Genomic DNA, 12215 nt, shown 5'->3' on the forward strand with positions numbered 1-12215 from the left:
CCGTCCCGGTCCCGGGGTGGCCGGGCCCTGCCCCCACCCGCTCTCCCGCGTCCCCTCCAGGAGTGACCATGACCGTACCGATCACCGAACCCGTGACCCCCGCCACCCTGATCCCCGACACCCCGATCCTCGCCCGGGCGCCCGCGCGGGCCCGCCGCGACGCGACCCGGGTCGCCGCGCAGGCCCGGCAGCACCTGGCCGCCCGGGTCCCCGACCCGGGGGAGTACCGCGCCCTGGCGCTCATGCTCGGGCTGCTGCAGCCCGACGGGCCAGCGACCGGCGAGGCCGAGGGGGCGGGCGAGGCCGAGGGTGCGGGCGAGGATCTCGCCCCGGCCGACCCCTGGGACACCGATCCCGGGGGCGCCGTCGTCGTGCTGACCCGCGCCGAACCGGAGGCCGGCGACCCGGCCGAGTGAGCCCCGCCCCTCCCGCCGACCGACCGCAGAAAGGGCACACCATGCCCCTCATCCTTGACGAGCTCGACACCGACGCCGCCACCGGGCCCGCGACCTCGATGAACCCGAAATTCTTCTCCTCCAAGCTCACCGGGGTCGGCAAGAAGACCGGCCTGCTGAACGAGACCCTGCGCCCGGTCAACACGGTCACCAAGTACGCCGTGGCGGCCGACCTCGAGGTGAAGCAGTCCACGACGCAGCACGACGTCACCACCACGACGGTCCCGCTGGGACCGGTCACCGCCCGGACCCTGCGCTCCGGCGGCCGGTTCACCGTGCCCGTGCCGCACCCCGACGACCGGTTCACCGTCGCGGTCGCGCCCGGCGGGGTGCAGGACCGGGAGCTGTCCTTCGACATGACCCCGCAGGCCCTGGTGCTGTGGGAGGACAAGGCCGGCGACCGGACCGTCCGGGACGTGGTCGTGCAGTACCGGATGGAGGTCCACGTCCTGCGCCGCGGCCGGCCCGAACCCGAGCGGGCCGCGGTCGTGCTGCCGCCCGGCCGGACCCGGGGCCCGCAGGACGCGGAGGCCTTCGTGTGCTGGGAGACCGGTCCGGTCGAGCACGCCCGGACGTTCCTCGAGGTGGTGCTCACCCACACCGGCGTCCGGGCCGCCAACCTGGACGACCTGGCCGACTGGCTGGAGAACTACTCCGTCTACGAGCGGATTGCCCGGCTGGCCGAGATCTGGAGCACCGAGGCGATCGCCGCCGAGATCGGCCACGTGATCGCCGCCCTGCCGCCGGACCCGACCGAGGACCAGCAGCAGCTGCTCGCGGCGCAGCTGCGCTACCTGGAGAACTACGGCGTCTCGCTGGAGGCCTACCGCACGATCCACCGGCAGCTGGCCGCCGCGTTCCCCGACGCGACCACCGCCCGGCTGGCCAAGCAGAACCTCAACCTGTTGATGAACCACACCCTCAACGAGTTGGCGCAGGCGACGGGACAGCTGGTGACCCCGCCGTCCCCGCCGGTCCCGCCCGTGCTGCCGGGGCACCTGTCGCAGCAGCAGTTGCGGGCGATCACCACCGCCGCACCGCTCGCGCTGATCCAGGCCGGGGCCGGGTCGGGCAAGAGCCACACGATCCTGCACCGGATCACCTACCTGGAGGCCTGCGGGGTGCCGTCGGGCGACATCACCGTGCTGTCGTTCACCAATGCCGCCGCGGACAACATCACCGCGAAGAATCCGGACGTCGGGTCGATGACGATCGCCCGGATGATCATCGAGATCTACGCGTTGAACCATCCGACCCACCAGGTGTCGGCGGTCGAGACGCTGGTCAACTCCCTCGACATCTTCTTCCCGAGCAGCGCGTTCGCCGCCACGTTCCGGGCCTGCCTGCTGGCGGTGGAGAACAAGAAGGTGGGCGCCTTCACCGAGCTGAACAGCTTCGTCGAAGCACACTTCGACGAGGTCGTCACGGTCCTGGACCGGATCCGGCAGACCACGCTGGAGCTGCAGATCATCCTCTGCTACCAGCGGATCGACACGATGGCCGAGCCGCCCCGGGTCCGGTCGCGGTACCTGATCATCGACGAGGTGCAGGACACCTCGGTGTTCGAGTTCATCTACCTGATCAAGTACGTGACCAAGCATCGCCAGTCGCTGTTCCTGGTCGGGGACGCGTCGCAGACGCTGTACGAGTTCCGCTCGGCCAACCCCCGGGCGCTGAACACGCTGGAACGCTCGGAGGTGTTCGCGACCTACCGGCTGACCACCAACTACCGGTCCAACCAGGAGATCCTGGACTTCGCGAACGCGGTGCTCGGGGGACTGGAGACCAACCGGTTCGCCAACATCCAGCTGCAGGCGAACGCGCTGGCGGTCCCGACCGAACAGTCGTTCCGGGAGAAGGTGACCCTCGACTACCGGGGGCTGGCCCGGGTGAAGGGCTTCCTGAGCACCGACCTGCCGCTGATCCTGCGCAACACCATCCTCCCGACCTATGTCCGGCCGCGCCTGGAGCGGGGCGAGCAGGTCGCGTTCCTGGCCTTCTCCCGCCGGGAGGTGACCACCATCCAGCGGATCCTGGAGGAGACCTACCCGGACAAGAAGGTCGTCTCGCTGGTCAGCGAACGGGCCTACGCCACCGACGTGTTCTCCACCTACGTCCGGCTGTTCTGGAACGACGTCCGTCAGGTCCGCCCCGGCGACGCGGCGTTCGTGGTCTCCCAGGGGATCCAGCACAACCTGGCCAAGCTGACCCGCCACGGCCAGGATCCGAAGACCGAGAAGGCGGTCCTGCTCACCCTCGCCGAGTGGTGGACCCAGAATCAGGCCACCGTCACCGGATGGGTCACCCTGTGCCGCCAGCACGCGCTGAGCGACGACGCGTTCTTCGACCGGCTGCGGCAGAACCTGCTCGACTTCGAGATCGCGAAGAACCAGCAGAAGCTGAACGTCACCCAGCACCGCAACCAGGAGCGCAAGAAGCGGAACCTGGAGTCCCGGCCGGACCTGGTGGTCTCGACCATCCACGGCGCCAAGGGGCTGGAGTTCGACCACGTGGTCGTGCTCTACAACACCGGCACCGCCGCCCAGGCGGACCTGCGGATGTACTACGTCGCCTTCACCCGGGCCATGCACTCGGAGTACGTCCTGGCCTACGGCACCACCCGCAAGCCGGCGATCGAGAGCGACTACGCGGCGATCGTGGCCCGGCTCGCGGCCCGGGACCGGGCGACCGCCCTGCGCGCGCAGGGGATCGACCCGGATCTGCTCACCGGCTCCGCGGACGACGCTGCGGCCGGTGATCCGGCGCTCGAGCCGGCCGGGACCCGCTGACCGGCGACCGGGCCCCGGCAGGGTTCACCGCCGGTTCCGCTCGACACCCCACGCAGAAGGAGTACCCCATGACCACGTTGAAGGCTCCCGCCGAATCCGGCACCGGCTCCGGGGCGCACCCCGCCGCCGGGGACACGGTGACCTACGAGCTGACCCTGATGGAAAGCCACCACCCCGTCTTCTGTGACAAGTACCCGTCGGCCCGGGCGCGGCTGACCCGCTGCGTGTCCCTGTTGTGCGAGGGCGAGGTGTACGGCCGTCGCATCAACGGCGCCCGGGCCGCCGCGATTCAGCGCTGCTACCACGCGCACAGCGATGACTGGGACACCGATCCGGACGGTGTGTTCCACGCGCTGGCCGCGCTGTGCGAGCCCTGGGACGTGCGCCTCTACGCCAAGAACCGGCCCGCGCGCGCCGAGCAGCCGTCCACGCCCCGGGGCGCCGGGCAGGCCGGCGCGTCTCGGCGCGCCGAGAAGGCGCCCACGTCGCCCACGTCGCCCACGCCTCCGCCGCCGGAGCGCCGGGCCTCGGCGGCCGGAGACCCCACGGTCTTCGGGGTGGTCACCGTGTACGGCCCCTGCGAGGTCGTGAGAGAGTACTTCGCGACCCGGGAGGCGCGCCGCCGCAGTCTGCTCGAGCGGCTCGACACGCTCGGCTGCGACACCGAGTACCCGGACGCGGAGGCCGGGATGTACGACCGGCGCCTGGTCGCCCGCCTGTCGAGCCTGATCGCCCCGGCCACCGTGGTGCTCACCGAATCCGACTGCGGCCTCGGCACGCACCCCTGCCCGGCGCGGCACGACGCGGCCGGCGCGACCAAGGCGGCGTCGCACCGGCCACCGGAGCACGCCGCGGGGCCCACCGACCTGCGGACCGGCAGTCCGGCCCCGGCCGCTCCCGCGGTTCCCGCGGTTCCGGCGATGGTCGACGCCGCCCCGGCCGGAAGCCTTCCGGACGTGGGCCCGCGCCCCGCACCTGCGGGCGCGACCCTGGCCGAGCAGGCTGCGCTGCTGGCCGCCCAGCAGGCGGCCCACCTGGCCGCCGAGCACGCGGAGATCGCCCACCGGCTGATCTGGAAGGCCACCCGCGAGCGGATCCTGGCGGTGCGGTCGATCCTGAAGGGCCGCGGACTGATGGGGTGGAACGGCTGCACGCACGGTCTGCCCGCGGAGTTGGAGTTCGCCGCAACCGCGTGCCTCAAGGGCACCCGGATGTCCATCGAGGACGGGCACTGGCTGGTCACGGTCACCGACCGGGCCCGGCACACCTACGGCCGGCAGATGGAGATCCCGCCGGCGTTCCTCGGCGTGTCGCCCGAGGAGGCCCGGGTGCTCGCCCGGCAGATCCTGGACGGCCGGCCCCGGCCACCCGGGAACGGTGCCGCCTGAGCGGCGGTAGCGCCGGCCTGCTCAAGTTCACGGAACTTCTTGTCTCCTGCCTGGTTGTCGCCGTGCTCGGTCTCCTGCTGCTCCCGGCGGCCCTGCGGCGCCTTCGCGGATGCCGCCGCCGGGATTCGCGGCGCTTCTTCACCGCGGCCCAGAAACGCGTCCTGCTGCGCCGGGCCGGCTACCGCTGTGAGCACGTGTCCCCGCTGGGGCGCCGCTGCCGGCGCACCCGTGCCCTCCAGGCCGATCACGTCGTGCCCTGGAGCCGCGGCGGCCCCACCCGGATCGCGAACGGCGCGATCCTGTGCGCCGCCCACAACCGGGCCAAACGCGCCCGGATGCCCTCCCGGCGTGCCCGCCGGCGACTCGCCCTCCGACGCAGAAAGTACTGACGATGCCCGAATCCTCTCCGCCGACCCAGTCGGCTCTGGCTCCGCCGGCCCCGCCGACCCAGTCGGCTCTGGCTCCGCTGGCCCTGCCGACCCCGCCGGGCCTGCCGGCCCCCGCATCCGTGCCCGGGCTGGATCCGCAGACGGTGCGCTTCACCCGGGGCGTCCTCGCCCATGCGGCCCGCAAGGGGTTCACCCTCACCCAGATGCAGGACGCCCTGCGCGACCCCCGCTGGATCAACGACGTCCGGCACCAGCCGGACCCCCGCAACCAGGCGCAGCCCCGGCGCCGCTACTGCGGGCACGGGGTCTGCGTCATCGTCGAGGGCCGCGTCGCGATCGCGGTGATCGCCGACGATCCCCGGAAGCAGCCGCCGGCCGCGGCTCGCCGCTCGGCCGACCACCCGCCTGAGGGAGCCCTCCGGTGACCGGTGCGCCGTCCATGCCGGGGGAGTGCGGCCCGGAACGGGCCCTCGTGCTGTGCGTCTGCTGCGCCGTGAAGCTCGTGAACGACGACGACTCGGGCTGCCGGGACTTCCACCCCCACGACCACGCCGGCCTTGAGGTGCCGGCCGGCACCGTCCTCGGCGCCGGCCCGCACGTCTGGTGGGGCGCCCGGGCCCTGGCCTGCGACGGGCACCGCGACGGCGCGATCGAACCCGGCGGCCTCTACTGGGACGCCGCGGTTCTGGCATGAACCCGTAATGTGAGCACGGGCGATGATCTCGATGGCGCCCGATGATGCCCTGGAGCGGTCCTAGAAGGTCCGATCCCTGGGACTTCCGGCCGGGTGATCTGGCCCAGACGGTGATCGGCGGGAGCCCGGGGCAAACCGCCGATTCGTAACAAAGCATTGCGCCCTTGGCGAGACTGAGGGACGCGCGAGGCTGGGTACGGTCCTGTCAGCGCCATGCGTGATACTGAGGGAGAGTCGACGAGGAGCGCTGACAACAACAAGAACGGCACTGGATGCGACAAGGAGGAAGAACTCATGGCTGACGTGCACGCGGTCGCGGCGTATATCCTTCAGCAGCAGGGGCCGATGACCACGATGAAGCTCCAGAAGCTGGCTTACTACAGCCAGGCCTGGCACTTGGTCTGGGATGCGGAACCGCTGTTTCAGGCCCGGATCGAGGCCTGGATGAACGGTCCAGTGGTGCGTGACCTCTACGACCAGCATCGCGGGAACTTCAGAGTGACCGAATGGCCTGCTGGCGACGCTACGGCCTTGACCGCCAACGAACGCGAGACCATCGATGTCGTTCTGGCCAACTACGGTGATCTCGCTCCCCAGACCCTGAGCGAGATGACTCATCGCGAGAATCCGTGGCGAGAGGCACGGAGGGGGCTGCGCCCCACGGCTCGCAGCGACCGTGAGATCAGTCAGGACTCGATGCAGCAGTACTACGACGCAATCGCCAACTCCTGACCCGTGGCCAAGCGCAGAGCCAAGAATGTCCCAGCGGTCGCACTGGCCGACCACGCCGGGGAATCTGGTAGATCTGTGGCCAAGCGCATGCGCACTCTCGCCAAGGTCCACGAAACGCCGGACTGGTACCGAGCCACCCCCGCCTGGAGCTTCTCCCTGATCGATCATGAATTCAGCGGCGAGTGGGGCTGGGACAAGCTGGGTCAGCGGATGGGGCCGGTCTTCGATTTCTTGAAGCAGATGGAGAGCCTGACGTGGAAGGACATCACGGATCAGTCCTACCGGCCCAGAACCAGCAGACCGACCCAGAAGCACCATGCGATTCCCCAAGACAAACTGTGCAGGGATGCTCAGGACAGGCTGGTCGAACTCGAGCTTGACGATGTGGATGAGCTGTTCCGCTTCCGCACAGGGTTCAAGGAGAGGCTCTGGGGTATCCACGTCCCCGACAGCGGGGTGTTTTGCCTTCTGTGGTGGGATCCGAACCATCGGGTGTACCCGCTCGACGGCTGATCACGGGGTCACGCAAGACGCAGCCCGAGTCCGGATGTTCGCTTGGTCGCGCGGCCGCCTTGCGCAGCGGCGGTGGCGGGGTGGCCGAGAGGGGATGTGGACGTGCCGGCGTGAACCGGGGCCGGGCAGGCCGGCCGCACACCCCGATCAGGATGCTCCGAACCACGAGCGTGTGTCGGGGCGGCGGCTCACCCACCCACGCAGAGGATCCGGTGATGCTCCGGCATCATCGGATTTCTTCTTTTCCGGCAGGTCCGGGGCGCGCTCCGTCGCGCGAAGGGGCACCCGGAAGTCACGCGGGGGTTGTCGATCCGGGCAGGAACCGTGGGCGATCCAGTGTCGCCATCTGACCTCGCTGTGAATCCGACCGGTGGCCGACGCACGGGTCCCACGTGTTATCCCGTTTCACAGTATCGCCGGGTCGGGGGCTTGCGGCAAGACCCCGGGCAGCGGGGACACTGCAGGTCCGAACCCCGGATTCGCGGGGTTCCCGGGAGCAGGGGAGAGACGACATGGACGACGTGATCGTGGTGGGCGGCGGGCCCACGGGCCTGATGCTGGCAGGGGAGGTGGCAGCTCGCGGTGGGGACGTGCTTGTGCTCGAGCGGGACCCGGAGCCGCCCCAGGAGGTGCGCGCGCTCGGGCTGCACGTTCGCAGCATCGAGATCCTGGACCAGCGCGGGCTGCTGGAGCGTGCCCTCGCCGAGGGCACGACGTATCCGCTGACCGGCATCTTCGCGGGGGAATCTCGGGCCCGGCTCCCGAGGACCTGGATACCGCGCACGGCTACATCCTCGGCATTCCGCAGCCACGGGTGGAACGGTTGCTCGATGACTATGCGCGCGGGTGCGGTGCGCAGGTGCGACGGGGGTGCCGCGTCGTCGGCCTGACCCAGAGGGAGGAGTCGGTGGACGTGGAGCTGGCCGACGGGTCGCGGGTGACCGGCCGATATGTGGTCGGCTGCGACGGTGGGCGCAGTACGGTCCGCAAGCTGATGGGCGTCGGCTTTCCGGGAACGGCCGCAACCGCCGAGACACTCCTGGGCCACCTGAGGCTGACGGCGAACCCGGAGGAGATCGCCGCAACCGTCGCCCGGGTGCGGCAGCATCAGCTTCGCTTCGGTGCCGGCCCGCTCGGTGACGGCGTCTACCGGGTCGTCGTGCCCGCCGAGGGCCTGACCGAGGGCCGGTCGGCTCCGACACTGGACGAGTTCCGCCGGCAGCTGGTCGCCCACGCCGGCACCGATTTCGGGGCGCATGCCCCGCTGTGGCTGTCCCGCTTCGGGGACGCCACCCGGTTGGCCGATCAGTATCGCGTGGGTCGGGTACTGCTCGCCGGCGACGCGGCGCACGTGCACCCGCCGCTGGGCGGGCAGGGCCTCAATCTCGGCCTGCAGGACGCGTTCAACCTGGGCTGGAAGCTGGCCGCGGTCTGCGCCGGCCGGGCTCCGGATCCCGCGGCGCTGTTGGACTCGTACCACGCCGAGCGACACCCGGTCGCGGCAGCGGTCCTGGAAAACACCAGGGCGCAGGCCGAGCTCATCGCCACCACACCGGGAGCCCGCGCGGTGCGTGCTCTGCTGCAGGGACTGGTCGACATTCCCGACGTGAACCGCCGCCTGATCGAGATGGTCACCGGGATCGGGATCCGCTACGACTTCGGGGACGAGAACCCCCTGGTGGGCCGCCGGCTCGCGGACCGGCGCTGCGGCCCGGACCGCCTGTACACACGGCTGCGCCGCGGCCGGGGATGCTCCTGGACCCGAACGGCGTGCTTGCCGCCGACGGTTTCGCCGAACGGATCGACCATGTCGCCGCGCCCTGTGCGAACCTCGGCGCGACCGCCGTGCTGCTGCGTCCGGACGGGCACGTCGCCTGGGCAGGCGCGGACCGGACCGGCCTGGAGGACGCGCTGGCGCGCTGGTTCGGCCCGGCCGTCTGAGCAGTCGGGCTGCACGACGATTTCTGGTCAGGCTGCCGGCACCGTCAGGTCCGAGCCTGGCGTGCACATTCCCGCTCAGCCTCCTGTTCAGGCAGCGGGCGCTCGGGTCAGGACAACGCCAGATCGAGCACACGGTCGGCGTGGGTCCACAGCAGTGCGCCACCCGCGCCCGGGACCGTGATCCGTCGGCTTCCCAGGATCCGGGCGGCGAGAAGCACGCCGAGATCGGGGCCCGAATGGATCAGCTATCGATCACGGTCAGACTCAATCATGATCGAACGTGCGTTGCCCGATTCACTCTGTCAAGGCAGTTCACTACCGGAAGTGGTGCAGCAGCCCGTTGACATAGGCGACCGCAGGGTAGGTCGCGAGGAATGAGAGAAAGAAGCTGTTGAGCCCCATGAGGGCGGCGATCCCTGCATGGAAGAGCACGCCAACGGCCAGCATGACCCATAGGGCAGGTCGATCCACGAGGAGCACACCCACGAACGTCAGCTCGAAGACGATCACCGACCAGCAGGCGATCCGGCCGAGGGCGGCTCTCCCGCGCAGGATCCCGGCGGCAAGTGAATTCCCATAGATCTTGGTGGTCATTATTCCGGCTATCGCCGTGCCACTTCGCCAAGCCGGGCCCTTCAGCTTCGCGGATCCGGCGATCAGGTACGACAGCACGGTCTGAGCCGCAATGTAAACGAGACCTGCGGTGGACGCGATGGAGCCGGGTGGCATCAGTTTGTATACGGCCAGTCCCAAGAAGATGACGGCAAACATCTGATCGGCACCGTCGAGGCCGTAGACCGACCGTCGCTTCATCAACAGCAGATGCACGAGCATTGCGGCCGCCAGGACTCCGAACGCGAGGCGTGCATCCGGGGCTAGGAAGCTGAGCGCCAGAAGCGCGATCGCAGTTGCCAACTTCAGTATCAGAAGAGACACATAACCGCGGGGTCGGAAGAGCTGATCCACCCGCTCCTGCGCCCATGGCCAGGGTGAGCGCGGTCGAGCCACTTGGAGTACTTGCCAACTCAAGAGCCCATCGTCGGCGTAGATGCGTCGCATCACGAGCTCCTCCGTCGCCGAGAGTGCGATGCCGAGGCATGCCACGATGAAGACCAACTGCGCGGACGTTTCCGCAATCGACTCGATCACAGGTCACTCACAACCGATGCCGCTCTGACTGGAACGCAACTCGAGGCGGCTGGCCCGGGTTGCTCACCATGACGAGGAACTCGGTCGCGAACGCTCCGGGCGAGCGAGGAAGACACGAGAGATGGTGGATGATGAGCAGATAGGGGGTAGACAGCTTGAGAACATCGGGCCGCATCTCCTCGCGCCCGAGTTCGAGCGCGAGGATGAGATCGAGGAGAGCCTTCCGCGTGCGTCGGCGTGGGTTCCAGGCGAAGGTCCAGAACCCCCGGCTTTCATCCATTCGGTGGACGACGCGCCACGCCGTGACGTCGCCATCGACAGTGAGATCCCGATACAAGAGGTAGAGATTCTGTGTGCCGGGTGCGGGGGCGAAGAAGGACCACTGGGGGACCAGCCCGAGCCGGAACAGTGCCCTGACTACCCTCCAGCGTGGCCCCGTCTCATACAGAACGGTCGCCATCAGCAATCCGGCGAAGAGCACCAGGATGGCGACATCGAGTAGCGTCAATCGTCAGATTCCGTGCGCTTCGAAGATCTCGCGCCGGAGGGCGACCAGCTCGCGTGCGGTGGCCATCGGACCGAGTTGCGCGATCTGCTCTTTCGTCAAGGTCACCCGGTTCATCTGGTCACCCATCTCTTGCCAGATCCCGGCATGGGTCGCGAGCGCGACAGCGATGAGAACGAGGGCGGTCACGGCTGGACAGCAGCTCGCCTCGCCGATGTTGATGCCGACCTGGTCGGCTGGAACCGCATTGATCGCTTCGATCTCCACCGCGGAGAGCCTCGGTGGCACCTTGACGAGCAAGGTGGGATATTCAACCGTCTCGCCGACGCGGTGGAACTGGTCGATGGCGAAGGCGCTGTCATCGAGGTTGCCTCCGTTGTACGGAAACACGACGAAGCAGATCTCCGCACCCTCCGGAAGGGTCAGGGTCCGCGACAGGACCTTGGATCCGTAGCGCACATCAAAGTGCATGGGGCTCGAAAGCACCGCCGCGGACGCGGCCTCCATCGTTGGGATCGGCTCGTCCACCAACTGGCCGGCGATGATCTCATCGACCTCCTGCAACGTCTTCTGGTCGCCCCTTTCGTAGGCCTCCTCCAGTCGGCCGAGGATGTCGGAGCCGGGTCGGGCCCAAAACAGCATGATCGATCCCTCAATGGGGGTGAGGGTGTTGACCGATCGCCGCTTGCGGGGGAACTCCGTGACCGTGACGACCCTGTCCGGCACGCGCGAGGTGGCGACGCGCCGTCCCTGATCAGTCCTGATGGCCGCGATATGCCTCCCGAGGCCCGGCTCGTCGAAAACCGCATGAACTTGAGCGCGTCGACTGCGTTTCTCGCGATCCATTTCACCGCTCCCTTTCTACGAATTTGCCTTCTGGTCAAGAATCGTTCTCCGTCGAGACGGCGGTGTCAACCATGACGGGAAAATCATGCCCATTCCGTTGCCGCGGCTGCGGTGCGCCGCTATTTCGGAGCACATTCTCTGGTCGACAGACAAAGTTGTTCTGAATGCAGAGCCGAGCGCCCAAGAGGGTGTCGACACTGGGCGCTCGAGACGTCATGCGCCTTCGAGGCTGACCTCCTCTCAGCGCTTCTTCAATGTGATGGTTCAATCTGATTGGCTCACTGGTGCCGGTGCCGCAGGCCCGAATCAAGTGCAACGAACCCTGTCCATCACCACATTGACGCACTCCGTCGGACACCACACATCCGTGATCGCGATTCAATCGCCGGCGCATTACCTGATAAATAAGCAATGCCATCCACCGTCGAGGATTTCCACGCAGTAGTCGCCGCCATCGAACAGGCCAGGATCCAGGCTTCCTGCGAGACCGGCTCCTCGTCAGGCAGCAAGCCGCCGCTGTCACCGTGACCGCGCTCCCACTCAGCCGACGCGTGTAGACCGCGTCAAACCTCAGCCGGGCGAAACTCCACCAGCGGTTCCAGCGGAGTGCCGAAGACCCCTGAACCCCGTCCAGGATCACGCCGCGGGCGATGACGAACTCCACATCATCACAACAGGCAAGGCACCGAGCGAAGTCATGGCCAACCACGTCGGTGGTGATCGCGCGGTCCGAGCGGTTGCACTTAGCTGATACCTACGGGTCCTTGCCAGGGATCGTTGCCGTTGACCCACATCACGTTGACGACACCGTTGC

The 12215-nt window shown here is 68.7% G+C and carries 13 protein-coding genes and 1 pseudogene; 11 read left to right on the top strand and 3 right to left on the bottom strand.

Going from position 1 to position 12215, the window contains the following annotated elements; all coding sequences use genetic code 11:
- Positions 1-68: 68 nt before the first annotated feature.
- The 11 genes and pseudogenes from G531_RS24660 to G531_RS27005 all read left to right on the top strand — a co-directional run bounded on the left by G531_RS24660 (position 69) and on the right by G531_RS27005 (position 8901).
- Entirely contained in the window at positions 69-416 is a 348-nt protein-coding gene (locus tag G531_RS24660) for a hypothetical protein (protein ID WP_026927424.1), read from the top strand.
- A 41-nt stretch (positions 417-457) separates the two neighbouring features.
- The gene (locus tag G531_RS24665; protein WP_026927425.1) at positions 458-3244 is read left to right on the top strand and encodes a UvrD-helicase domain-containing protein; all 2787 of its coding nucleotides are present in this window, start codon (positions 458-460) and stop codon (positions 3242-3244) included.
- A 68-nt stretch (positions 3245-3312) separates the two neighbouring features.
- On the top strand, positions 3313-4632 hold the full coding sequence (locus tag G531_RS26125) for a hypothetical protein (RefSeq protein ID WP_026927426.1): 1320 nt from the start codon (positions 3313-3315) through the stop codon (positions 4630-4632).
- Between the two features lie 62 nt (positions 4633-4694).
- Positions 4695-5021: an HNH endonuclease gene (locus tag G531_RS26130; RefSeq protein WP_051215409.1), complete on the top strand. Its 327-nt coding sequence runs from the start codon at positions 4695-4697 to the stop codon at positions 5019-5021.
- A gap of 2 nt (positions 5022-5023) precedes the next feature.
- Positions 5024-5446 carry a hypothetical protein gene (locus G531_RS26470; RefSeq protein ID WP_026927427.1) on the top strand — a complete coding sequence of 141 codons (423 nt, stop codon included), beginning with the start codon at positions 5024-5026 and terminating at the stop codon, positions 5444-5446.
- Complete coding sequence (locus G531_RS0111905; protein ID WP_026927428.1) at positions 5443-5715, top strand: hypothetical protein; 273 nt, start codon at positions 5443-5445, stop codon at positions 5713-5715. Before G531_RS26470 ends, G531_RS0111905 begins: the two co-directional genes overlap by 4 nt.
- 294 nt (positions 5716-6009) lie before the next feature.
- Entirely contained in the window at positions 6010-6447 is a 438-nt protein-coding gene (locus G531_RS0111910; RefSeq protein ID WP_026927429.1) for a Panacea domain-containing protein, read from the top strand.
- Positions 6448-6522: 75 nt separating this feature from the next.
- Positions 6523-6960 carry a hypothetical protein gene (locus G531_RS0111915; protein WP_060930046.1) on the top strand — a complete coding sequence of 146 codons (438 nt, stop codon included), beginning with the start codon at positions 6523-6525 and terminating at the stop codon, positions 6958-6960.
- Positions 6961-7472: 512 nt separating this feature from the next.
- Entirely contained in the window at positions 7473-7850 is a 378-nt protein-coding gene (locus G531_RS26995; protein ID WP_217996396.1) for an FAD-dependent oxidoreductase, read from the top strand.
- Positions 7775-8422: pseudogene (locus tag G531_RS27000) on the top strand (FAD-dependent monooxygenase); the annotation flags it as partial. The gene G531_RS26995 and the pseudogene G531_RS27000, both read left to right, overlap by 76 nt.
- 287 nt (positions 8423-8709) lie before the next feature.
- Positions 8710-8901, top strand: coding sequence for an aromatic-ring hydroxylase C-terminal domain-containing protein (locus tag G531_RS27005; RefSeq protein ID WP_345917471.1), 192 nt, complete (start codon positions 8710-8712; stop codon positions 8899-8901).
- A 315-nt stretch (positions 8902-9216) separates the two neighbouring features.
- On the opposite strand, the gene G531_RS22205 is transcribed toward G531_RS27005, so the two are convergent.
- From G531_RS22205 to G531_RS0111935, 3 genes are read right to left on the bottom strand one after another with little or no spacing between them, the layout of a single operon-like run.
- The gene (locus G531_RS22205; RefSeq protein ID WP_051215410.1) at positions 9217-10050 is read right to left on the bottom strand and encodes a hypothetical protein; all 834 of its coding nucleotides are present in this window, start codon (positions 10048-10050) and stop codon (positions 9217-9219) included.
- Between the two features lie 7 nt (positions 10051-10057).
- Positions 10058-10558, bottom strand: coding sequence for a hypothetical protein (locus tag G531_RS24670; RefSeq protein WP_026927431.1), 501 nt, complete (start codon positions 10556-10558; stop codon positions 10058-10060).
- Positions 10559-10561: 3 nt separating this feature from the next.
- Positions 10562-11401 (bottom strand): hypothetical protein, encoded by an 840-nt coding sequence (locus tag G531_RS0111935; protein ID WP_026927432.1) that lies wholly within the window; start codon positions 11399-11401, stop codon positions 10562-10564.
- Positions 11402-12215: the final 814 nt, after the last annotated feature.

It is taken from the genome of Granulicoccus phenolivorans DSM 17626 = NBRC 107789 = JCM 15570 (assembly GCF_000423085.1).
Taxonomy (GTDB): domain Bacteria; phylum Actinomycetota; class Actinomycetes; order Propionibacteriales; family Propionibacteriaceae; genus Granulicoccus; species Granulicoccus phenolivorans.